23 protein-coding genes and 1 riboswitch are annotated in these 22,542 nt (G+C 74.7%); of the genes, 12 read left to right on the plus strand and 11 right to left on the minus strand.

The genetic code is table 11. The features are described from left to right. Positions 1-2: 2 nt before the first annotated feature. Entirely contained in the window at positions 3-836 is an 834-nt protein-coding gene (locus tag BJ989_RS15345; RefSeq protein ID WP_246283451.1) for a carbohydrate ABC transporter permease, read from the plus strand. Between the two features lie 3 nt (positions 837-839). Next, entirely contained in the window at positions 840-2,087 is a 1,248-nt protein-coding gene (locus BJ989_RS15350) for an ABC transporter ATP-binding protein (RefSeq protein WP_179518946.1), read from the plus strand. Between the two features lie 20 nt (positions 2,088-2,107). On the opposite strand, the gene thiC is transcribed toward BJ989_RS15350, so the two are convergent. Genes thiC through BJ989_RS15385 form a run of 7 tightly spaced genes read right to left on the minus strand, consistent with a single transcriptional unit; the run spans position 2,108 to position 7,804 of the window. Then, a complete protein-coding gene (gene thiC, locus BJ989_RS15355; protein ID WP_179518947.1) occupies positions 2,108-3,751 on the minus strand; it encodes a phosphomethylpyrimidine synthase ThiC in 1,644 nt (547 codons plus the stop codon). Further along, the gene (thiD, locus tag BJ989_RS15360) at positions 3,748-4,584 is read right to left on the minus strand and encodes a bifunctional hydroxymethylpyrimidine kinase/phosphomethylpyrimidine kinase (RefSeq protein ID WP_343049414.1); all 837 of its coding nucleotides are present in this window, start codon (positions 4,582-4,584) and stop codon (positions 3,748-3,750) included. The genes thiC and thiD overlap by 4 nt, the downstream gene beginning before the upstream one ends. Continuing rightward, positions 4,581-5,180 carry a thiamine phosphate synthase gene (locus BJ989_RS17870; RefSeq protein ID WP_179518948.1) on the minus strand — a complete coding sequence of 200 codons (600 nt, stop codon included), beginning with the start codon at positions 5,178-5,180 and terminating at the stop codon, positions 4,581-4,583. Before BJ989_RS17870 ends, thiD begins: the two co-directional genes overlap by 4 nt. After that, on the minus strand, positions 5,177-5,971 hold the full coding sequence (locus tag BJ989_RS15370) for a thiazole synthase (protein WP_343049415.1): 795 nt from the start codon (positions 5,969-5,971) through the stop codon (positions 5,177-5,179). The genes BJ989_RS17870 and BJ989_RS15370 overlap by 4 nt, the downstream gene beginning before the upstream one ends. Beyond that, complete coding sequence (thiS, locus tag BJ989_RS15375; RefSeq protein WP_179518949.1) at positions 5,968-6,171, minus strand: sulfur carrier protein ThiS; 204 nt, start codon at positions 6,169-6,171, stop codon at positions 5,968-5,970. The genes BJ989_RS15370 and thiS overlap by 4 nt, the downstream gene beginning before the upstream one ends. Then, complete coding sequence (locus BJ989_RS15380) at positions 6,168-7,214, minus strand: FAD-dependent oxidoreductase (RefSeq protein ID WP_179518950.1); 1,047 nt, start codon at positions 7,212-7,214, stop codon at positions 6,168-6,170. The genes thiS and BJ989_RS15380 overlap by 4 nt, the downstream gene beginning before the upstream one ends. Further along, the gene (locus BJ989_RS15385; RefSeq protein WP_179518951.1) at positions 7,214-7,804 is read right to left on the minus strand and encodes a thiamine phosphate synthase; all 591 of its coding nucleotides are present in this window, start codon (positions 7,802-7,804) and stop codon (positions 7,214-7,216) included. Before BJ989_RS15385 ends, BJ989_RS15380 begins: the two co-directional genes overlap by 1 nt. A gap of 49 nt (positions 7,805-7,853) precedes the next feature. Further along, a riboswitch (TPP riboswitch) is annotated at positions 7,854-7,965 on the minus strand. A gap of 105 nt (positions 7,966-8,070) precedes the next feature. Between BJ989_RS15385 and BJ989_RS15390 the strand changes: the two genes are divergently transcribed. From BJ989_RS15390 to BJ989_RS15405, 4 genes are read left to right on the plus strand one after another with little or no spacing between them, the layout of a single operon-like run. Next, positions 8,071-8,550 carry a DUF2975 domain-containing protein gene (locus BJ989_RS15390; protein WP_179518952.1) on the plus strand — a complete coding sequence of 160 codons (480 nt, stop codon included), beginning with the start codon at positions 8,071-8,073 and terminating at the stop codon, positions 8,548-8,550. Further along, entirely contained in the window at positions 8,551-8,862 is a 312-nt protein-coding gene (locus tag BJ989_RS18905; RefSeq protein ID WP_343049416.1) for a helix-turn-helix domain-containing protein, read from the plus strand. Positions 8,863-8,907: 45 nt separating this feature from the next. Then, on the plus strand, positions 8,908-9,336 hold the full coding sequence (locus tag BJ989_RS15400) for a PLDc N-terminal domain-containing protein (protein ID WP_179518953.1): 429 nt from the start codon (positions 8,908-8,910) through the stop codon (positions 9,334-9,336). Beyond that, on the plus strand, positions 9,333-11,030 hold the full coding sequence (locus BJ989_RS15405) for a FumA C-terminus/TtdB family hydratase beta subunit (protein ID WP_179518954.1): 1,698 nt from the start codon (positions 9,333-9,335) through the stop codon (positions 11,028-11,030). Before BJ989_RS15400 ends, BJ989_RS15405 begins: the two co-directional genes overlap by 4 nt. Before the next feature lie 7 nt (positions 11,031-11,037). On the opposite strand, the gene BJ989_RS15410 is transcribed toward BJ989_RS15405, so the two are convergent. Further along, positions 11,038-11,352 (minus strand): hypothetical protein, encoded by a 315-nt coding sequence (locus BJ989_RS15410; RefSeq protein ID WP_179518955.1) that lies wholly within the window; start codon positions 11,350-11,352, stop codon positions 11,038-11,040. Positions 11,353-11,387: 35 nt separating this feature from the next. Between BJ989_RS15410 and BJ989_RS15415 the strand changes: the two genes are divergently transcribed. After that, positions 11,388-11,897 (plus strand): DUF427 domain-containing protein, encoded by a 510-nt coding sequence (locus tag BJ989_RS15415; RefSeq protein ID WP_179518956.1) that lies wholly within the window; start codon positions 11,388-11,390, stop codon positions 11,895-11,897. 9 nt (positions 11,898-11,906) lie between these two features. On the opposite strand, the gene BJ989_RS18910 is transcribed toward BJ989_RS15415, so the two are convergent. Then, positions 11,907-13,214, minus strand: a complete 1,308-nt coding sequence (locus BJ989_RS18910; protein ID WP_179518957.1) for an O-antigen ligase family protein — start codon at positions 13,212-13,214, stop codon at positions 11,907-11,909. A gap of 189 nt (positions 13,215-13,403) precedes the next feature. Between BJ989_RS18910 and BJ989_RS15425 the strand changes: the two genes are divergently transcribed. From BJ989_RS15425 to BJ989_RS15445, 5 genes are all read left to right on the plus strand, one after another. Next, positions 13,404-15,230, plus strand: a complete 1,827-nt coding sequence (locus BJ989_RS15425; protein WP_179518958.1) for a hypothetical protein — start codon at positions 13,404-13,406, stop codon at positions 15,228-15,230. A gap of 85 nt (positions 15,231-15,315) precedes the next feature. Further along, complete coding sequence (locus tag BJ989_RS15430; RefSeq protein ID WP_179518959.1) at positions 15,316-15,861, plus strand: hypothetical protein; 546 nt, start codon at positions 15,316-15,318, stop codon at positions 15,859-15,861. Positions 15,862-15,864: 3 nt separating this feature from the next. After that, positions 15,865-16,158: a hypothetical protein gene (locus tag BJ989_RS15435; protein WP_179518960.1), complete on the plus strand. Its 294-nt coding sequence runs from the start codon at positions 15,865-15,867 to the stop codon at positions 16,156-16,158. A 483-nt stretch (positions 16,159-16,641) separates the two neighbouring features. Further along, entirely contained in the window at positions 16,642-17,970 is a 1,329-nt protein-coding gene (locus BJ989_RS15440) for an HNH endonuclease signature motif containing protein (RefSeq protein WP_179518961.1), read from the plus strand. 624 nt (positions 17,971-18,594) lie between these two features. Then, complete coding sequence (locus tag BJ989_RS15445) at positions 18,595-20,004, plus strand: class II fumarate hydratase (protein ID WP_179518962.1); 1,410 nt, start codon at positions 18,595-18,597, stop codon at positions 20,002-20,004. A gap of 119 nt (positions 20,005-20,123) precedes the next feature. On the opposite strand, the gene BJ989_RS15450 is transcribed toward BJ989_RS15445, so the two are convergent. Both BJ989_RS15450 and phoH2 read right to left on the minus strand, forming a co-directional pair. Then, on the minus strand, positions 20,124-20,786 hold the full coding sequence (locus BJ989_RS15450; RefSeq protein WP_179518963.1) for an aggregation-promoting factor C-terminal-like domain-containing protein: 663 nt from the start codon (positions 20,784-20,786) through the stop codon (positions 20,124-20,126). A gap of 211 nt (positions 20,787-20,997) precedes the next feature. Then, positions 20,998-22,329, minus strand: coding sequence for an RNA 5'-3' helicase PhoH2 (gene phoH2, locus BJ989_RS15455; protein ID WP_179518964.1), 1,332 nt, complete (start codon positions 22,327-22,329; stop codon positions 20,998-21,000). Positions 22,330-22,542 lie beyond the last annotated feature (213 nt).

A 22,542-nucleotide genomic window follows, 5' to 3' on the forward strand; every position in this document is an offset into this window, starting at 1 on the left:
CCATGAAGAACCGCATCGGCATGGTGGTCGGCATCGTGCTGATCCTGCTGTGGTGCCTGCTGCCCGTCGCCTGGATCATCTCGCTGTCGCTGAAGTCCCAGGACTCCATCACCAACGGCAACCCGGGCTTCCTGCCCGCCGACGGCACCTTCGCCGGGTTCGCCAACTACTCCGACGTGCTGGCCGACGACCAGTTCCGCCGGGCCATCTTCAACTCCATCGGCATCTCGCTGATCGCCACGACGCTCTCGGTCATCATCGCCACGCTCGCCGCCTACGCGATCGCACGGCTGGAGTTCAAGGGCAAGAAGTTCGTGCTCACCACCGCGCTGGTGATCGCGATGTTCCCGGTGGTCTCGCTGGTCGGCCCGCTCTTCGACATGTGGCGCACGCTCGGCATCTACGACACCTGGCCGGGCCTGATCATCCCCTACATGTCCTTCACGCTGCCGCTGGCGATCTGGACGCTCTCGGCCTTCTTCCGCGAGATCCCGTGGGAGATGGAGCAGGCCGCCCAGGTCGACGGCGCCACGTCGTGGCAGGCCTTCCGCAAGGTGATCGTGCCGCTGGCCGCGCCGGGTGTCTTCACCGCCGCGATCCTGACGTTCTTCTTCGCCTGGAACGACTTCGTCTTCGGCATCTCGCTGACCTCGACCGAGGCGGCGCGACCGATCCCCGCGGCGCTGTCGTTCTTCGTCGGGCCCGACCCGTTCAACCGGCCGGCGTCGCTGCTGGCCGCGGCCGCGGTCGTCGCGACCGTCCCGATCATCGTCATCGTCCTGCTGTTCCAGCGCAAGATCGTCGCCGGCCTCACCTCCGGCGCAGTGAAGGGTTGAGCCATGGCTGCCATCACCATGAAGAACATCGTCAAGAAGTACGGCGACGGCTTCCCGGCCGTCAACGACGTCTCGATCGACGTGCAGGACGGGGAGTTCATGATCCTCGTGGGCCCCTCGGGCTGCGGGAAGTCGACCCTGCTGCGGATGATCGTGGGTCTGGAGGACATCACCGACGGCGACATGGTCATCGGTGAGCGCAAGGTCAACGACCTCGCCCCCCGTGACCGCAACCTGGCCATGGTCTTCCAGAACTACGCCCTCTACCCCCACCTGTCGGTCTACGAGAACATCGCCTTCCCGCTCCGGTTGGCGGGCGCCTCCGACAGCGAGGTCGACGAGAAGGTGCGCGCAGCGTCGAAGACCCTGGAGCTCGACGAGCACCTCGAGCGCAAGCCGGGCAACCTCTCGGGCGGCCAGCGCCAGCGGGTCGCGATGGGACGCGCGATCGTGCGCGACGCCGACGCCTTCCTCTTCGACGAGCCGCTGTCCAACCTCGACGCCAAGCTGCGCGGGCAGATGCGCACCGAGATCGCCCGGCTGCAGAAGCGCCTCGGCATCACCACGGTCTACGTCACCCACGACCAGACCGAGGCGATGACGCTCGGCGACCGCGTCGCCGTGCTCAAGCGCGGGGTGCTGCAGCAGCTGGCCTCGCCGCGCGAGCTCTACACCAACCCCGGCAACCTCTTCGTCGCCGGCTTCATCGGCTCCCCGCCGATGAACTTCCTGCCCGCCACGGTGCGCGGCACCAGCGTGGAGCTGCCCTTCGGCTCCGTCAAGATCCCGCAGGAGAAGGCGGCAATGGTGCCCGAGGGCAAGCTGCTGATCGCGGGCATCCGCCCCGAGCACTTCGAGGACGCCTCCGTCGTCGACGAGGGCAAGCGCGGTCACGGCTCGACCTTCACCACGCGGGTCGACGTCGTGGAGTGGCTCGGCAACGAGGCCTACGCCTACATCCCCTTCGAGGCCGACGACGCGGTCAAGGAGCAGCTCACCCAGCTCGAGCGCGACCTCGACGGCGAGGCGATGCGCAACCAGCTGGTCGTCTCCCTCGACGGGGCCAGCCGCATCGCCGAGGGCGACGAGGCGGAGATCTGGGTCGACGCGCGCCAGATGCACCTCTTCGACCCCGAGACCGGCGACAACCTCACCGTCGACCTCGAGCGCGCCGGGCGGCTGCCGGCGAAGGAGGACCCGCAGGCCCAGGCGCGGGCCGAGGACGTCGCGGCCGACGCCGCGGCGCACTGAGCACCTGACACCAGCGACACCTACGCCGAGGGGCGGGGGCCGGGGGCCGGCTCCCGCCCCTCGGCAGCCACCGGGCCCGGTGCGTGGGCGTCCCGCTGGAGCACCAGGTCGGTCACCTCGCGGCTGATCCGCATCGAGCAGAACCTCGGCCCGCACATCGAGCAGAACTCCGCGGTCTTGGCCGCCTCAGCGGGCAGCGTCTCGTCGTGCATCGCCTGGGCGGTCGGCGGGTCGATCGAGAGCGCGAACTGGTCGTGCCACCGGAAGTCGTAGCGGGCTCGGCTCAGCGCGTCGTCCCAGGCGCGCGCGCCGGGGTGGCCCTTCGCGACGTCGGCGGCGTGCGCGGCCAGCTTGTAGGTGACGACGCCGGTCTTCACGTCGTCGCGGTCGGGCAGGCCGAGGTGCTCCTTGGGGGTGACGTAGCACAACATCGCCGTGCCGTGCATGCCGATCGTCGCGGCGCCGATGGCACTCGTGATGTGGTCGTAGCCGGGAGCGACGTCGGTCGCGAGCGGGCCGAGGGTGTAGAAGGGCGCGCCGTGGCACCACTCCTGCTGCAGGCGCACGTTCTCCTCCACCAGGTCCAGCGGCACGTGCCCCGGTCCCTCGACCATCACCTGCACGTCGTGCTCCCACGCGCGGGTGGTCAGCTCGGCCAGCGTGCGCAGCTCCGCCAGCTGCGCAGCATCGTTGGCGTCGGCCACGCTGCCCGGACGCAGCCCGTCGCCGAGGCTGATCGTCACGTCGTACGCCGCCAGCAGCTCGCAGAGCTCGTCGAAGTGCTCGTAGGCGAAGTTCTCCCGCGCGTGCGCCATCGACCAGCCGGCCATGATCGAGCCGCCGCGCGAGACGATGCCGGTCACCCGGTGCGCGGCCAGCGGCACGTGCGCCCGGAGCACGCCCGCATGGACCGTCACGTAGTCGACGCCTTGCTCCGCCTGCTCGACGACGGTGTCGCGGAAGACCTCCCACGACAGCTTCGCGGCGTCGCCGCCGACCTTCTCCAGGGCCTCGTAGACGGGCACGGTCCCGATCGGCACCGGGCTGTTGCGCAGCACGGCCTCGCGGGTCTCGCGGATGCGCCTGCCGGTCGAGAGGTCCATGACGGTGTCGGCGCCCCAGGTGACCGCCCACGTGAGCTTCTCGACCTCCTCCTCGACGCCGCTGGTGACCGCGGAGGTGCCGATGTTGGCGTTGACCTTCACCAGGAAGCGCCGCCCGACCACCATCGGCTCGGCTTCTGGGTGGCGCACGTTGAGCGGGATGACCGCCCGCCCTGCGGCCACCTCGGCACGCACCAGCTCCGGCTCGCAGTCCTCGCGCAGGGCGACGAACTCCATCTCCGGCGTGATCCGCCCGGCGCGCGCGTGGTGCATCTGCGTCACCGGGCGACCGGCGTCGTGGGCGGCGTCGTCACCGCGCTCGCGCACCCACGCGGCGCGCAGCGGCGGCAGCCCGACGGCGGGGTCGCTGCCCGGACCAGCGGTCGTGTAGCGGTCGAACGCCTCGCCGTTGGTCAGGTGCACGCGCAAGCGCGGGACCTGCAGGTCCGGCCGCGAGCCGGGCACCGACACGCGCTCGTGCGCCGGGTGGACCTGGCGCGCGTCGGCGAGCCGGGCGTCGGGGCGGGTGTGGGCGCCGGGGGACGCGGGTGCGGTGGTCATCGTTCTCCTCGGGTCAGGTGGGTCGGTCGGACAGGGTCGGTCGGGTGGGTGTGGGCGACGGGGCCGCGGCCGCGCCCGAGCGACCAGGTCGCGGAGGTGCGCAGCTGCGCCGTCGTGTACGCCGCGGCACGCGACGCGGCCTCCTCCAGTGCCGCCCCGGCGGCGATCGCGCACGCCATCGCCGCGCTGAAGGTGCAGCCGGAGCCGTGGTCGTGCTCGGTGTCGACGAGCGGGTGGGGCACCGCCACGGGAAGGCGGCCGGGCCGGGCGAGCCAGTCGACGACCTCGCCGGGGCGGTCGAGGTCGGGGCCGCCGGTGAGCACGACGGCGCAGCCGAGCCCCGTGAGGCCGGCGGCCACGTCGGGCACGGGCAGGTCGTCGGCGCCCGGACCGAGCAGCGCCCGGGCCTCGGCGAGGTTGGGCGTGGCGACGGCCGCCACCGGGAGCAGCCGCTCGCGGTAGGCGGCGACGACCTCGCCGCCGCCGAGCACCGCGCCGCTGGTCGCGACGAGCACCGGGTCGACCACGAGCGGCGGTCCGCCCGCGAGCCGGTCCGCCAGCAGGCCGACCACCGCGGGTGTGCCGAGCACACCGGTCTTGACCGCGGCGACCGGCAGGTCGGCGAGCACGGCGTCGAGCTGGGCGACGACGACCTCGAGCGGCACCGGGTGCACCCCGTGCACGCCGGTGGTGTCCTGGGCGGTCACTGCCGTGACGACGCAGGCGCCGTGCACGCCGTGGGCGGCGCAGGTGGCGAGGTCGGCGGCGAGGCCGGCGGCACCACCCGAGTCGGTGCCGGCGACGCTGAGGACGACGGGGGGCGTGGCGATCACGCATCCTCCCCGAGCTCCGCGAGGAGCGCGGCGACGGCCGCGGCGGGGTCGGCGGCGCCCATGACGGCACCCATCACCGCGACGCCGTGGGCGCCTGCGGCGAGCGCCTCGGCCGCGTCGCCGGGTCGCAGCCCGAGACCGCCGAGGGCGAGGACGGGTAGCGGCGCGGCGGCGTACGCCTCCCGCGGGACCGGCGGGCCGTGGCCCGGCTTGCTCGGGGTCGCCGCCCAGGGCGACAGGGTGGCCCACGCGGCGCCGTCGGTCGCGGCGCGGACGAGGTCGGCGTGGTCGTGGCACGAGCGGCCCCAGCACGCAGGGCGGTCGTCGCCGGCCGGAGCCGGCTGGGCGGCCGCGAGGTGGACCCCGTGGGCGGCCGGGTCGAGGCGCCGCGAGCTCACCACGACCAGCCCGGGCAGGCACGCCAGGTCGCGCACGAGGGCGTGGCGGGCGGGCGGCGCGAGGTCGTGCTCGCGCACGACGACGGCCCGCAGGCCGGCCTCGACGCACTCGGTGACCGTACGGAGCAGGCCGCGTCCGAGCCGCAGGCAGGAACGGTCGGTGAGCAGCAGGAGCCGGGGCAGCCGGGGCGCGCTCACGCGATCCGCCCCGAGGTCGGGCTCGACGCGTGGGCGGCCGCGAGTCGCGGCACCCGTCCGGCGCCGCGCGCGGCACGGCCGGCCTCGACGGCGAGCGCGAGGGCCCGCGCCATCGCGACCGGGTCGTCGGCGCGGGTCACGGCGGTGGCGGCCAGCACGGCGTCGCAGCCGAGCTCCAGTGCGAGGGCCGCGTCGGAGGCCGTGCCGACCCCGGCGTCGAGCACGACCGGCACGTCGCCGCCGACCGCCGCGACGACCGACTCGAGCGCGAACGGGTCGAGCACGCCGAGCCCCGAGCCGATCGGCGAACCGAGCGGCATGACGGCCGCGCAGCCCACGTCGACCAGCCGGCGGGCGACCACCGGATCGGCGGTCGTGTAGGGCAGGACCTCGGCACCCTCGCGCACCAGCTGCTCGGCCGCGTCGAGCAGCTCGACCGCGTCGGGCATCAGGCTGCGCTCGTCGCCGACGACCTCGAGCTTGACCCACGTGGTCCCGAGTGCCTCGCGAGCCAGCCGGGCGGTCAGCAGTGCCTCGCGGGCGGTCGTGCACCCGGCGGTGTTCGGCAGCACACGCACGCCGCGCTCGCGCAGGGCGGCCAGCAGGCCACCCGCGCCGGTCGACGACGTGCGACGCAGGCTCACGGTGACCAGGCCGGGGTCGGCGGCGTCGAGCACCGGACCCAGCAGCGACAGCCGGGGCAGACCGCCGGTGCCGAGCCACAGCCGTGACCCGACCTGCTCCCCCGCGACCCTCAGCCCTTCCCCTTCGGGCGCCGTCACGGCGCTCACCCGCCCTGCACCGCGGTGACGACCTCGACCGCCGCGCCCTCCTGCAGCACGCGGTCGGGGTGCTCGACGCGGGGCACCACGGCCCCGTCGACCGCGACGGCGGTGCCCTCGCGCGGCGCGTCGATGCGCTCGTCGAGCAGCGCAGCGAGGGTGGTGGGGCCGGCGAGCTCCGTCGGCTCGCCGTTCAGCGTGATCTTCACGAGGTCCTCCTCGGGTCCAGGGCGGGGTGGGGGTCGGCGGCCGGGTCGTCGACGAGGTCCGCGATCAGGCGGGCGGTGAGCGGGGCGAGCAGCACCCCGTGGCGGTGGTGGCCCGCGGCCAGCAGGTGACGGGCACCTGACCCCGGCCCGGTGCCGTCGGGCCGACCCTGCGGAGCCGGCCCGACGAGCGGCAGGCCGTCGGCGGTGGCGGGCCGGTCTCGGGCGAGGACCTCGACGACCTCGGCGCGGTCGAGGCCGGGCAGCAGCAGTCGGGCGCCGTCGAGCAACCGGTGCACACCGCCGAGGGTCGGCACCGGCGGGCCGTCGTGCTCTTCGCTGGTCGCGCCGACGACGACCTCCACGGCGGTGCCGGGCGAGCCCGGACGGGGCACGACGTACGTCGGCGCGCCGGCCACCCACCCGCGCACCGTCCGGCAGGGCGGGTCACCGCACCGCAGCCGCACGACCTCGCCCCGCACGCCGCGCACCAGGTGTCGCCACGGCCGCGGCAACCAGGCCCCGGTCGCCCAGACCTCGACGTCGCACGGTCCCGGGCCAGGGTCGGCGTGCACCTCGACGCGCTCGTGGAGCGCCGCCACGACCGCTCTCGGGTCGACCGCGGCGTCGTCGCGCAGCAGGGCGCCGCCCGTCACCCGGCCCAGGCCGGGCTCGAGCCGGCGCAGCTCGCGCCCGCCCAACGGCTCCGCGGCGGCGCCGAGGCGGGTCAGCAGCGCCGCCTGCCGCTCGACCTGGGACAGGTCCCCGGCGTCCAGGCCGACCAGCAGCACCCCGCCGGTGTGCAGCGGCACACCGAGCCGGGCCGCCCAGGCCGGCCACGCGGCCCGGCTCTCGGCCCCGAGGCCGAGCAGCACCTCCTCGCCGTGCCAGACCTCGCTGGACGGGCTCAGCATCCCCGCGGCCGCGCGGCTCGCCCCACTGCCGGGCCGGGCATCGACGACCTCGACCTCGTGGCCGCGGCGGGCCAGCTCGTCGGCGCAGGCGAGCCCGACGATGCCGGCCCCGCGCACCCGCACGCGCGGCATCAGCCGACCGCCGCGACGAGCACCTCCGCTGCACCCACCGGGTCGGGATCTCGCCAGACCGCGCCGATGACCGCCACACCCTGCGCCCCGGCCGCCCGCGTCGCCCGGGCCGTGGCGGCGTCGAGGCCGCCGACCGCGACCAGCGGCAGCACCCCGGCGGCCGCGGCGACGGCCGCCACGCCCAGAGGCTCGGGCAACCCGGCCTTCGAGTCGCTGGCGCGGACCGGCCCGATCCCGGCGTAGGACGCGCCAGCGGCCGCTGCCCGCACGACCCCCGCCCGGTCGCGGCACGTGGCCCCGACCAGCAGCCCAGGGCGTACCGCGTCCGCGAGCGCGCGGACCTCGGCGACGGGGAGGTCGTCGGCGCCGACGTGCACGCCGTCAGCGCCGGAGGCGAGCGCGACGTCGACGCGGTCGCACACGGTGACGGACGCCCCGAGCGGCGCGACCGCGCCGATCACCAGACGTGCGAGGCAGAGCAGCTCGGCGTCCGTGACCGCCTTGGCACGCACCTGGAAGCCGTCGACGCCCGCCGCCGCGAGGTCCGGGAGCAGCGCGAGGTCGTCGGCGGCGTCGACGAGCAAGGTCAACCGCGGGACAGCAGCCGGGCCCGGGGTGGGCCGGGACAGGACGGGGTGGGACAGCACAGCGCCTCCGCTTCCTTCGCCGGCACTACCCGGATCAGGTTCGACGGTCGGAGCGGCTCCAGCTCCCTCTCAGCCCGCTGCCGCGAGCTCCCGTGGTGGACGACGACGACCGTAGCACTACCGGCTCGAGCGTCGTACCGACGCACGCGTCCACCGACACTCGATCGAGGAATATTGACATTCGATAGATCAACCCGCATGCTCCCGCCATGGACCTCGCCCGTCGGGCCGTGCTGCCCCTCCGCCTCCTGCTCGTCGTCGCCTTCGGGCTGCTGCTGCTCCTGCAGACCTTCTCGATCCCCGGTCAGCTGGCCTACGAGGCCGAGCAGGACCCGTCGGTCGGCGCGGAGCGGTGGGTCCTGCTCGCGGTCCTCGTCCTGGGGCTGGCCTGCGTCCAGGTCGTCATCGTCTGCACCTGGCGGCTGCTCGGGATGGTGCAGGCCGACCGCATCTTCAGCCCCGCGGCCTTCCGGTGGGTCGACGGGATCGTCGTCGCGGTCTTCGCGGGGTGCGCGCTGCTCACCGGACTCTTCCTGTGGGTCGGCTCCACCGCCGACGACCCCGGCGCACCGCTGCTGCTGCTGGTCGTGCTCACCGCCGCCGGCGTCCTCGCGCTGCTGATGGTGGTCATGCGCGCGCTGCTCGTGCAGGCGACCTCGCTGCGCACCGACCTCGACGCGGTGATCTGAGTGGCGATCGTGGTGCGCATCGACGTCGAGCTCGCCCGCCGCAAGATGGGGGTCGGCGAGTTCGCCGAGGCCGTGGGCCTCACCCCGGCCAACGTGGCGGTGCTCAAGAACGGCCGCGCCAAGGCGGTGCGCTTCTCCACCCTGGAGTCGATGTGCCGCGTGCTCGGCTGCCAGCCCGGCGACCTGCTCGAGTGGGTGCCCGACGAGGACGAGGAGCGCGACGAGGAGGACGACGAGGACGCCCCGGGCGAGCACCACCCTGGGCGCGACGCACGGCGCACGAGGCCCCCGCGAGGGCCCGCGAGGCGCTAGGTTGCGCTGACGGCGCCGTCGGGGCGCCCGACGACGGGGGTCGCCGTGGCACGTCTGGCCATCGTGGTGGGACCACTGGTCCTGGCACTCTGGATCTTCTGCCTGGTCGGCGTGCTGACCAGCCGCGACGACGACGTGCGGCTGCTGCCCCGCTGGGGCTGGCTGCTCGCCGTGCTGCTCTTCCCCTTCGTCGGGTCGGTGGTGTGGCTGGCCTTCGGGCGCCCGGTGCGTGACCGCCCCCGCCGCGGGGAGCGCTCGCAACCGGCCTTCCCGGAGTACGACCGCCCGGGCCGGATGGCGGCCAGCGACCCCGCAGCCGACGAGGCCTTCCTGCGCCGGGTGCGCGAGCGCGCCGAGGAGCAGCGCCGGCGCGCGGCCGAGCAGCGGCGTGTCGAGGAGCAGCGGCGTGCCGAGGAGCAGCGCGGGACCGAGGACGACGACCCCCAGACGGCGGCGTACCCTGACGGGTCGTGAGCACCCCTGAGTTCCGCTGGTCCGACCTGCTGCCCACCGGCCCGGACCCCACGCCGTACCGCCTGGTGACCACCGAGGGCGTCTCGACCCACGAGGTCGAGGTCGGCGGCGAGACCCGCACCTTCCTGCAGGTGGAGCCCGAGGCGATCCGGCGGCTCACGGCCGAGGCGATGCACGACATCAGCCACTACCTGCGCCCGGCGCACCTCGCGCAGCTGCGCCGGATCATCGACGACCCCGAGGCGTCGGGCAACGACCGCTTCGTGGCGCTCGACCTGCTGAAGAACGTCAACATCTCCGCCGGCGGTGTGCTGCCGATGTGCCAGGACACCGGCACCGCGATCGTCATGGGCAAGAAGTCGGAGGGCGTGCTCACGGGCGCCGACGACGCCGAGGCGATCAGCCGCGGGGTCTTCGACGCCTACACGCAGCTCAACCTGCGCTACTCCCAGCTCGCGCCGCTCACGACCTACGAGGAGAAGAACACCGGGTCCAACCTGCCGGCGCAGATCGAGCTCTACTCGACGCCGGGGGCCTCCGGGCAGCCGGAGTACAGGTTCCTCTTCATGGCCAAGGGCGGCGGCTCGGCCAACAAGTCCTTCCTCTTCCAGGAGACGAAGGCGATCCTCAACCCGCAGCGGATGCTGCAGTTCCTCGACGAGAAGATCCGCTCGCTCGGCACCGCCGCGTGCCCGCCCTACCACCTGGCGGTGGTCATCGGCGGCACCAGCGCGGAGTTCGCGCTGAAGACCGCGAAGCTGGCCTCGGCGCACTACCTCGACGAGCTGCCGACCGAGGGCTCGATGGACGCCCACGGCTTCCGCGACGTCGAGCTGGAGCAGCAGGTCTTCGAGCTGACCCAGTCGTTCGGCATCGGCGCGCAGTTCGGCGGCAAGTACTTCTGCCACGACGTCCGGGTCGTGCGGCTGCCCCGCCACGGCGCCTCCTGCCCGGTGGCGATCGCGGTGTCCTGCTCGGCCGACCGCCAGGCGCGCGGCAAGATCACCGCGGAGGGCGTCTTCCTCGAGCAGCTCGAGACCGACCCGGCGCAGTACATGCCCGACGCCGGGGTCGCCGAGACGATCGAGGGCGGCGAGGTCGTCCCGATCGACCTGCGGCGCCCGATGGCCGAGATCCTGGCCGAGCTGCGCAAGCATCCCGTGAAGACCCGGCTGTCGCTGACCGGCCCGCTCGTGGTGGCGCGCGACATCGCGCACGCCAAGATCAAGGAGCGCCTCGACGCCGGCGAGGAGATGCCCGCCTACCTGCGCGACCACCCCGTCTACTACGCAGGCCCTGCCAAGACCCCCGAGGGCATGGCGTCGGGCTCCTTCGGGCCGACGACCGCGGGCCGGATGGACTCCTACGTCGAGCAGTTCCAGGCCGCGGGCGGCTCGATGGTGATGCTCGCGAAGGGCAACCGGTCGAAGGCCGTGACCGACGCCTGCGCGGCGCACGGCGGCTTCTACCTCGGCTCCATCGGCGGCCCGGCCGCGCGCCTGGCACAGGACTGCATCAAGAGCCAGGAGGTGCTGGAGTACCCCGAGCTCGGCATGGAGGCGGTCTGGAAGATCGAGGTCGAGGACTTCCCGGCCTTCATCGTCGTCGACGACCAGGGCAACGACTTCTTCACCGACCCCGGCGGCACCGTCACCGTGCCGCTGTCGGGCATCCGGGTGCGCTCGGCGCAGTAGGCCGCGCTCAGGCCTCCCGGTCGGTGTCGCCCTCGGGCGCCGCCTTGCCGTCGTGGTCGATGCCGGTGCGCTCGGCGTTGCCGGGCGGGATCGAGTTCGGCCCGACGCCGCCCTCCTGCGTGCCCTCTGCGTCGGCCGTGGGCTGACCCGCGACGGACTGCGAGTCGCTCACCGGCTCGCCGGCGTCGTCGAGGTTCTGCACGTTCGAGCGCTGCTCGCCCGCGTCGCCCTGGTCGGGCTGCTCCACCGCGGGACCGCCGTGGAGGGCGTCGAAGGTGTCGGCGGCGCTGCTCTGCTGGTCCTGCTCGGCCGGGTCGGCCACGGGTCCTCCTGTGGTGGTCTGGCTACCTTCGTGCCATGTACCCACCGCCGCGCGATCCCGTGCGCCCCGGCCAGCGCTCGGTCTGGGACTTCCCCCGCCCGCCCGCGCTCGAGCGCACCGGCGAGAGCGTCGAGGTGTGGCTCGGCGACGTGCGCATCGCCCGCACCGCCGACGCGCTCGTCGTCCTCGAGACGAGCCACCCACCGACCTACTACCTGCCGCCTGACGCCTTCGTCGACGGCGCGCTGCGCCCCGCACCGGGCTCGTCGCACTGCGAGTGGAAGGGCCGTGCCGCCTACCTCGACCTGCTGGGCGGCGAGCCGCTCGGCACCGCGGTGGCGGAGCGGGCCGCGTGGACCTATCCCGACCCGACCGAGCGCTTCGCCGCGCTGGCCGACCACGTCGCGCTCTACCCCGCCGCGGTCGACCGCTGCCTCGTCGAGGGCGTCGAGGTGGTGCCGCAGCCGGGCGGGTTCTACGGCGGCTGGATCGTGCCCTGGGTCGCCGGGCCCTTCAAGGGTGCGCCGGGGACCCACGGCTGGTGAGCCGACCGGTCAGACCGCGACGTTGAGGTCGAGGCCGTGGCCCCACCCGCCGACGACGGCGAGCGCCACGACCGCGAGGGTGCCCGCGGCCAGCAGCCACGTCGTACGCCGGTCGGTGGCGGACGGCGCGCGTCGACGTCCCCGCGCCGCGCCGGCGACCGGGGGGAGGGCGAGCGCGGCGACGAGCGCGGTGAGGGCGAGCAGCGACGGGTAGGCCCAGTCGAAGTCCATGCCGCTGTGGAGCAGCAGGACCAGCAGCGTGGCGGCCGCGCCGGCGTGGACGAGGTCGCCGCTGCGCACCGCACGGGGCAGGGCGCGCGCCACCGCGAGGCACGTCGCCCCGAGCAGGAGGAGCAGCGGCATCGTCAGCAGCAGGCCGCCGTCGGAGAGCGCCTGCAGGTAGCCGTTGTGGGCGTAGGCGGTGTCGACGGCGTCGCGCTTGGTCGTCGCCGCCTCGACGGCGCTGTCGAAGCCGTTGGGGCCGGAGCCGACCAGCGGGCGGTCGAGGAAGACCTCCCAGGCGCGTCGCCAGTCCTCGAGGCGCTGCACGCCGTTGCCGACGAAGCTCCCGGCCCGCTCCTCGGTGCCGGCGGTGGGCGAGACCCGCTCCGGGAAGAACGGCGGGCCGCTCAGCGCGACCGTCACGCCCCACGAGAGCGTGGCGGCGGCCGCCAGGCGGGCGCTGCGGCGCAACCGCGTGCCGCGCGGCCCCAGGACGACGGCGACCAGCAGGAGGAGCACACCGAGGGCGAGCCCGATCTGCGAGCCGCGGCTGGTCGACCACACGGTGCCGGCCACGGCGAGCGGGGCGACGGCCCACCCGAGCAGCGCCCAGGGCCGGTGGCCGTGCGCAGCGGCGGCGAGCGCGAGGACCGCACCGGCAGCGAGGAAGGTGCCGGCCTGGTTGTGCCAGTAGAACGTGCCCTGGAAGAGCGCCGTGGGGTCCTGACGGCCCCAGAAGGCGAGCCAGCCCTGGTTGAGCTGCAGGCCCGCCGCGGCGAGCAGCGCGGTGAGCAGCAGCCCGCGGCGCAGCGCGGTGGTGGCCCAGGCCCAGGCGAGCAGCCCGAGCACGGCGGCGTAGCCGTGCGCGGCGGCCTCGTCCACGCCCGCGGTGCCGCTCGGGGCGAGCAGCACCACGCCCCAGGCAGCCGCGCCGAGGGCGAGCACGAGGACGGTCGCAGCCCGCGGCGCCCGCTCCCAGGGCCGCACCAGCGCGACCGCGAGCAGCAGCAGCGCCGCGCCGACCGCGAGCACCCGTGGCTCGCGCCCGCCGGTCCCCCAGGTCAGGCCGGTCGCCCACCACGCGAGGGTGGCCACCACCGCGGCATCGGCGGCGAGGGACGACCACCCGGGCCGTGCCCGCCGTGGCGTGGGGGCGGGCGCCGGCCGGGGGCGGGCTAGAACCGTGCGGACGGGCTCGTGCACCAGGGTCACAGCCGGGGTCTCGGCCCGAGGCGGGGCCACCTTGAGCGTTTCGTCGTCGCCCGGTGCGGGGAGGCTGCGCCCGTGACCGGGCCCTTCACCCTCGACGTGCGGCCCGACGCCGTGCGCGCGTCGGCGAAGCGGCTCGACGAGGCCGCGCAGGTGTGCGCGCGCCACGGCCGACGGCTGGCGACCGCACCCGAGCGGTGGCGCGACGGGTGGCGCTCCGGCACCGCCCGCACGGTCGGGGCGCAGGTGCGGAGCCTGGCCGAGCACCTCGAGACGGCCGCCACGGACCTGGAGGCCGCCTCGACCACGCTCGCGGGGCTCGCCGAGACCTACGAGGTGGCGCTGACCGAGGACCTGCCGGCGCTGCACGCCCGCTGGCGTCGGGCCCAGGCGGCCTACGACGACGCGGTCGCCGACGCCCGACGTGACCGCGACCGGGCGCTGGACGGCAGCGACCTCGAGGGCGGGGCCCGGCGGATGCTGCAGCACGACCTCGACGACGGGCTCCGGGCGGCGACCGGCGCGGCGGGTGTGGCGCTCTCCCGGGCGCAGACGGCGATCCTCGCCGACGTCGAGGCGCTGCGGACGCGGCTGGCGCGGCGTACGACCGAGGCCTCCGACGCACTGGCGGGCGCGGTGCGGGTGCCCGTGCCGCCCGCCCTGGTGCAAGCGCACCTCACGGTGCGGGGCAACCTGCTGTCGAGTCCCCTCGTCGACCTGCTGGGCCCGCTCGGCCGGCTGGTCGACGAGGCGCAGGAGCGGCTCGACGGGCCCCTCGACCGGCTCCGCGAGGAGCTCGAGGACCCGCCCGGCGACGTCGCGGCGCTCGACGACCTGCTCGCCCGGGCCCGGGAGCTGGGCGTGCCGCCGCCGCAGTACGCCGGCGCGCTCGAGGCCTTCTGGCAGCGGACGGCCGCCGAGGCCGCCGGCATCGACCTCGACGCGTGGGACCCGGCGCGCGGCGCCGACGCCAATCGCGCTGCCATCGAGGCGGTCTACCGCTACTACGGCGACCTCTACCTCGCCGACCCCGACCTGCAGTGGGCCGGCATGGCCAACATGATCGGTCCGTCCTTCGCCGCCGGCTTCCTCGACCTCGCGCTCTTCCGGCGCCTCGCCGAGCAGGCCACCGACCTGCCGCCTCCGCTCGACCAGGGCGTCCCGCCCGAGCTGCGCGACCTCGCCGACCTGCCCGAGGACGAGCTGCGCTACTTCGAGACCAGCTTCTTGTCGATGCAGAAGGAGATCTTCCTCGACCAAGGCACCATGCACCAGGCGTACGTCGACGGCGGCCTGGACGCGATCCGGGAGCTGGCGGCCGCGCGGGTCGTCGACCGGAGCATGGTGCGCGCCTGGGAGCGGCTCGCGACCGGCCGGCCCGACCTGGTCGAGCAGGCCAACGAGCGCTTCCTGAGGCGCGAGCAGCTCGACGTCATCGACGACGACTACCAGCGGATGCGGGCGCACGCCCCGAGCGGCGAGGCGGTCACGTGGCTGATGACGCTCATCGGCACGCCGTCGATCCCGGGCGCCCGGGGCTACGCCGACCGGTTCCCGCTGCGAGTGCCGGTCGAGACCCCGGGCCCCGAGCGCCTCGGCACGCCGCGCCGCATCTTCGGTCAGGACGTGCCGTCGGTGTCCATCGACAACCCCGCGCAGGTGCGGGTCGAGGTCACCACACCGCTGCCCCACGGCAACATCGCCGACTTCGACGACCGGTGGCGGCTCATCACCCGGGACACCCTGCCGGCCTACCAGGCGCTGCTGCGCGACGACCCGCAGCGGGCCCGGGACCTCGTCGCTGCCGACGTCGCCGACCGCATCGGCGACTACCGTCTGCACCGCCAGGTGGACGACATCCTGGCGCAGCTGACCGAGTGGGACGTCGATGTGGACCAGTGAGGGCAGGCGGGGGCGCCGGGCGACGTGTGCCGGGCTCGTCGCGACGGTGGCGACCGTGGTGGTCGTGGCGACAGGAGGGTGCAGCGTGGAGACGACCGGACCGGCCGACGCCGAGGAGCGCGCCGCCGAGCGGGTGCTGGCCGAGGGCCTCGTCGTGGACCTCGCCGACCCGCCCACGCGCGAGGAGCTCGCGCTCCCAGACGGTGTGTCGTCGACCGTCCTGCAGACCGAGGACGAGACGCCGGCCGAGGTGACCGTGCGGTTCTCCGACGGCGGCGAGCTGGTCGTGCCCGCCTACGCGGTGGTGGTCGACAGCCTCGGCCCGGAAGCACCGCCGACCAGCCTCGCCCTCGCGCGCGTCGACCTGTCGCCGGCCGAGCTCGCGGACGTGCTCGCCTCGGCCGTCGCCGAGCTCGGGGCCGACGAGGCGGCGGTCGCGGCCTACCTCGACGCCGTGCCCCGTGCCGGCTCGCGCGAGGGCGACCTCATCCGCGCGATCCCGACGCGCTACGACGGTCGCGAGGAGCTGGTGCTCGACGTCGTGACCACCCAGGCCGAGGGCCGGATCCGCGTCAACTACCTCGTGGCCTGGGGCGAGGAGACCGCTCCCGTGCCCGGCTCGGAGGGGTGAGCCGTGGCCGGTGACGAGCTCTTCGTCGACCCCGCCGTCGTCGACGGGGTGCGTGACGAGCTGAGCCGTCGCGGCGCCGACCTCGACGCGCTGCCCGCGGCTCTCGCCCGCACCGTCGAGCGGGCGCTCGAGGGCGCCGGCGAGTTCGCGGACTCGCTGGCCGTGGGAGCGACGACGCTCGAGCTGTCCTGGGGTGCGTCCTTCGAGGCCACCGCCCGTTCCCTCGGCAACGTCGCCGCCAACGTGGGCGGCTCCACCGTCGACCTCCGGGCCGTCGACCTCGACCTCTCCGGCTGACCCCGTCGCGGGGTCACGCGCTGGACTCGCGTCGAGGGGGCGTGCGCTGCGCTCGCGTCGAGGGGTCGCGCGCTGGCTGGTGTCGAGGGGTCGCGCGCTGGGCTGGCGTCGAGGGGTCACGCGCTGCGCTCGCGTCGAGGGGTCGCGCGCTGGGCTGGCGCCGAGGGGTCACGTGCTGCGCTGGTGCCGAGGGGTCGCGCGCTGCGCTCGCGTCGAGGGGTCACGGGCTGGGCTGGTGTCGAGGGGTCACACGCTGCGCTCGCGCCGAGGGGTCAGGCGCTGCGCTGGTGTCGAGGGGTCACGCGCTGGGGCGCTCGGGTCGTCCGGGGAGGCCCGCAGAGGCCGCCCCGGGCTGGCTGGCAGAGCCTGGTCTGCGCCACTTCCCGTCCACAGGCGACCGTCGTGGATCCGTTCTCCACAGGGCGATCCGGGCGGTTCTCGAGGCGCGCGGGACTGTCGGTGGCAGGTGGTTGAGTAGGGGGTATGACAGACCACCGCGACCACGCACCGCAGCACCCGCTGCTGGCCGCGCTGGCCTGCCTCGACACCGACCTCGACCACGCCGCGGGTACGCCGACCTGGTCACTGACCGCCAGCGAGGCAGAGGCCGCCCTGGTCGAGCTCGCCAAGTGTCGTGCCCGCCTGTCGGCCCTCGAGCTCACCACCGTTGCTGCCGCTGACCGGGCGGGTGTCGGTGACGCCACGGGCGCGACCTCTACCGGGGCGCACTGGGCCAAGCTGACCCACCAGACCCGCGCCAAGTCAGTGACGTTGGTGCGCCACGCCGCCGCGCTGGAGGCACGTCACGGCACCGTGCTCGCGGCGATGGCCGCTGGGGTGGTGCTGCCCGAGCAGGCCGAAGTGATCTGCAAGGCCGTCGACGCCCTGCCGGCCGACTGGGTCGGGGTGGAGGTGGTCGACGCTGCCCGCGCCCACCTCCTCCAGTTGGCCGGCTCGTTCGACGCGGTTGAGCTGAAACGGCTCGGTGACCGGATCCTCGACGTCGTCGCCCCCGAGATCGCCGACGACGTGGAACGCGAACGTCTCGAGCGTGAAGAAGCAGCAGCCGCCGCGGCAGCGTCGTTCACGCTGACCCGCGACGGCCACGGCAAGGCCCACGGCCGGTTCACCATCCCCGCCGCCGAAGCCGACATGCTCGCCACCGCCCTCGACGCACTCACCGCACCCCGACACCACCACGCCACCCACGGCACCGAGCCGATCCCAACCGATCACCACGGCAACCGGGTCCCCCGACCGCTACGGCGCGGGCAGGCGTTCTGCGAGTACATCCGCACCCGCCACGGCGGACGCCGGGCCGAGGGCCACGCAGCACCGGCTACTGGGGTGCAAGCCGGTGGGGTCGACGCCACCGTCACCGTCACCCTCGACCTCGCGCAGCTCACCGCCACCGGCCCCGGCGCCGACGCACCGGCCACGTTGTCGACCGGGACCCGCATCACCGCCGCGAAAGCCCGCCTGTGGGCGTGCGGCGCCGGGATCGTGCCCGTCGTGCTCGGTGGTGCGTCGCAGCCCCTCGACGTCGGACGCACCCGGCGCTACTTCACCAAGACCCAACGCCTCGCCCTCGCGCGGTTGCAGGGCGGGTGCACCGCCGACGGGTGTGACTGGCCACCCTCGATGTGCCACGCCCACCACCGCACCCCCTGGCATGCAGGCGGACGCACCGACCTCGCCCACGGCTACCTGCTCTGCCCCAGACACCACGCCCGCGCACACGACCCCGCCTACGAGACCACCTACCACCGCCACCGCGTCACCTTCGCCCGCACCCGACCCATACGGACCTGAGCCGAGGCGACGCCACCAGACCCACCCACACCGCCCGACACCGCGCACCCGCGCATGGCTGTGCGAACGGTCCGATTCGGCACGGGCCGCCGGCCCCCTAGACCACCAGCCCGCTGCCAGCGCGCGACCCCGCGGCGCCTGCCCAACGCGCGACCCCTCGACGCGAGCCCGACGCGCGACCCCTCGACGCGAGCCCAGCCAGTGACCCCTCGGCGCGTGTACAGGGCGTGACCCCTCGGCGCGTGTGCAGGGCGTGACCCCTCGGCGCGTGCCCAGCGCTCGACCCCTCGGCGCATGCCCAACGCCCGACCCCTCGACGCGAGCCCAACGCCCGCGACCTCTCGACGCGAGCCCCACGCGCGACCCCTCGGCGCGTGTGCAGGGCGTGACCCCTCAGCGTGTGTGCAGCGCGTGACCCCTCAAGACGAGCTCAGCCGGTGACCCTCGACGCGAGCCCAACGCGCGACCCCTCGACACGTGCCCAGCGCGCGACCCCTCGACACGTACCCAGCGCGCGACCCCTCGGCAGTCTCGACACGCTCGCCCAGGGCTCGCTGCTCGACCAGCTCGACCGGAGCGCCGCCGTGCCGCGTAGGCCGACGGCGGGCTGGTTACCGTCGAGCCATGAGCGAGGAGACGGCGTACCGGATCGAGCACGACTCGATGGGAGAGGTCCGGGTGCCCGCCGACGCGCTGTGGCGTGCGCAAACCCAGCGGGCGGTCGAGAACTTCCCGATCAGCGGCGCCCGGCTCGAGGACGTGCACGTCCAGGCGATGGCGCGGGTGAAGGCGGCAGCGGCGCGGGTCAACGGGCGGCTCGGCGTGGTGGACCCCCAGGTCGCCGCCGCGGTCGAGGCGGCCGCCGCGGAGGTCGTCGCCGGCCAGCACCTCGACCAGTTCCCGGTCGACGTCTTCCAGACCGGCTCCGGCACCTCGTCGAACATGAACGCCAACGAGGTCATCGCCTCCCTCGCCGCCCGTGCCGGGGTGGAGGCGCACCCCAACGACCACGTCAACGCCAGCCAGTCGAGCAACGACACCTTCCCCACCTCGATCCACGTCGCCGCCGCGCTCGCGGTCACCGACCAGCTGCGCCCCGCGCTGGAGCACCTCGCCGAGGTGCTCGAGGACCGCGCGGGCGCCTTCGCCGACCTGGTCAAGGCCGGCCGGACCCACCTCATGGACGCGACCCCGGTGACGCTGGGCCAGGAGCTCGGGGGCTACGCCGCCATCGCCCGCCGCGGCGTCGAGCGCCTCGAGGCGACGCTGCCGCGCGTGCTCGAGCTACCGCTCGGCGGCACCGCGGTCGGCACCGGCATCAACACCCCCGACGGGTTCGCCGACGCGGTGATCGACGAGCTCGCGCGCGACACGGGACTGCCGTTCACGGAGGCGCGCGACCACTTCGAGGCCCAGGGCGGGCGCGACGCACTGGTCGAGCTGTCCGGCCAGCTGCGCACGATCGCGGTCGGCCTCACGAAGGTCTGCAACGACCTGCGCTGGATGGGGTCCGGCCCGACGGCCGGCCTCGGCGAGGTGCACCTGCCCGACCTGCAGCCGGGCTCGAGCATCATGCCGGGCAAGGTGAACCCCGTCGTCCCCGAAGCCGTGCTCATGGTCTGCGCGCAGGTCGTCGGCAACGACGCCGCCATCGCGCACGCGGGGGCCTCCGGCACCTTCGAGCTGAACGTGATGATGCCGGTCATGGCGCGCAACCTCCTCGAGTCCGTCCGGCTGCTCGCCAACGCCTCACGCCTGCTCGCCGACCGCTGCGTGGCCGGTCTCGAGCCCGACGCGGCGCAGATGCGCCGCTACGCCGAGAGCTCGCCGTCGGTCGTCACGCCGCTCAACCGGCACCTCGGCTACGAGACCGCCGCGAAGATCGCCAAGCAGGCCCTCGCCGACGGCGCCACCATCCGCGAGACCGTGCTCGCCATGGGCTTCGTGGAGCGTGGCGAGCTCACCGAGCAGCAGCTCGACGCGGCGCTGGACGTGGACGCCATGACCGGCCGCGACCGCCCGTCGGCCCGCTGACCACCCGTCGCCCCGCTGGCCGACCGTCGGTGGTCGACCGCACGTCGGCCCGCTGACCGGCCGCCGCCCCGAGCGCGCCCGCAGCACCCGTCGTACGCCGCCAGGCCACGCGCCGCGGGTCAGTACCAGTTGTTGGCCTGCTTGAAGCTCCACGCGCTGCACGGGGAGCCGTAGGCGTCGCGGATGTAGCCGAGGCCCCACTCGATCTGCGAGACCGGGTTGGTCATGTAGTCGGCCGGCAGGTCGTCGTGGGTGCCACCGGTGAGCGCCTGCGGGATGCCGTAGGCCGAGGAGACCGGGTTGTCGGCGTCGACGCGCCAGTCGCTCTCGCTCACCCACAGCGAGTCGAGGCAGCCGAACTGGTCGGCGGAGAAGCCGTACTGCGGGAGCAAGGCCCGGGCGACGTCGCGCGGGTCGGCGTCGGAGAGGTCCTGGCTGCCCGTGACGGCCTCGGCCTCGACGGGGCCGAGGGCCGCGGCCTTCGCGGGGTCCTCCTCGCCGCGGCGGTCCGAGCGCGACACGGGGGTCTCGCGCTCGGGCAGCTCGATCGACTGCGGCTCGCTCAGCGTCGCGGATGCGGCGAGGGTCTCGCCGAGGTCCTGCGTGCTCGAGGACGCCGGGTCGCCGGCGAGGACGCCGCTGCCGATCGTCGTGCCGGTCGCCGCGACGGCGACGGTCGACCACACCAGGCCGCTGCGCACGGCAGCACGCGTGGCCTGGGCCGGCTGGGGACGGGCGGGGGCGGAGCGGTGCTTCGGGACGTACTTCTCACGCTGAGGCACAGGGGAGGGCTCACTGGGTCGGGGGCAGGGGGCCAGCGGCCACCATGCCTGACGCCCCCACCAGGTGCAAACCCATCCGCACAGGTGATCCGGCACACGTCGCCGCGCGCCGCCACACGAGCCCCGCCAGACCTGTCGGCCCCTCCCGCACCACCGCGACCCTCAGTGCACGAGCCCGTGGGGCGGCGGTGCGGGTGCGGCCCGCGGCGACTCAGAGGGTCACGTGCTCGAGCACCTCGGTGACCAGCGCCGCGATGGGCGAGCGCTCGGAGCGGGTGAGTGTGACGTGGGCGAAGAGCGGGTGGCCCTTGAGCTTGTCGACGACCGCGACGACGCCGTCGTGGCGACCGACCCGCAGGTTGTCGCGCTGCGCGACGTCGTGCGTCAGCACCACCTTCGACCCCGCGCCGATGCGCGAGAGCACGGTCAGCAGCACGTTGCGCTCCAGCGACTGCGCCTCGTCGACGATGACGAAGGAGTCGTGCAGCGAGCGGCCGCGGATGTGGGTCAGCGGGAGCACCTCGAGCATGCCGCGCTCGAGGATCTCCTCGACCACCTCGCGCGAGGTGAGCGCTCCCAGGGTGTCGAAGACCGCCTGCCCCCAGGGCGACATCTTCTCCTGCTCGGAGCCGGGCAGGTAGCCCAGCTCCTGCCCACCGACGGCGAAGAGCGGCCGGAAGACCACGACCTTCTGGTGCTGCCCGCGCTCGAGCACGGCCTCGAGGCCCGCGCACAGCGCCATCGCCGACTTGCCGGTGCCCGCGCGGCCACCGAGCGAGACGATGCCGACTTCGGGGTCGAGCAGCATCTCCAGCGCGATGCGCTGCTCGGCCGAGCGGCCGTGCACCCCGAAGGCCTCGCGGTCGCCGCGCACCAGGTGCACCTGCTTGTCGGGTCCGACGCGGCCGAGCGCCGTGCCGCGCTCGGAGACCAGCACGAGGCCGGTGTGGCAAGGCAGGTCGCGGGCCTGGTCCAGGTCGAGCACCCCGTCGTCGTACAGCTCGTCGAGGTCGACGCCCGCGACCTCCAGCTCGGCCATGCCGGTGTAGCCCGTGTCGGACTCGTGGACGGCGTCGGCGCGGTACTCCTGCGCGTCGAGGCCGACCGCGGAGGCCTTGATGCGCATCGGGAGGTCCTTGGAGACCACGGTGACGCGGAAGCCCTCGTCGGCGAGGTTGCGCGCGACCGCGAGGATGCGGGTGTCGTTGTCGCCGAGCCGGAAGCCCGACGGCAGCGCGCTGGGGTCGGTGTGGTTGAGCTCGACGCGCAGCGTGCCGCCGTGCTCCCCCACCGGCACGGGCTGGTCGAGGCGGCCGTGCTCGACCCGCATCTCGTCGAGGGTGCGCAGAGCCGTGCGGGCGAAGAAGCCGAGCTCGGGGTGGTGGCGCTTCCCCTCGAGCTCGGTGATCACCACGACGGGGAGGACGACCTCGTGCTCCTCGAAGCGCCGCAGCGCCCCGGGGTCGGCCAGCAGGACGCTGGTGTCGAGGACGTAGGTGCGGACGCGGGCCTTGCTGGTCGACGTGGTGCTCAACGCGGTCATCCCCTCACGAGGTCGCACGCGCACCCGCGCCCGGCCTCAGTCGACGCTGGTGGACCGGGTGACCCGACCGCCGGGGTGCCGGCTCCCGCGCAGCGGCGGCACCGGGCGGCGCGCGGCGCCCCCCGGACCTGCTGAGCGGTCGTGAGCGTCCACGGACGGGCCTCCTGGTGCAGCGGGCTTCCCCACCCGCCGGTCCCTCGGACGGTACGCCGC

Source organism: Nocardioides perillae (assembly GCF_013409425.1).
Taxonomy (GTDB): Bacteria; Actinomycetota; Actinomycetes; order Propionibacteriales; family Nocardioidaceae; genus Nocardioides; species Nocardioides perillae.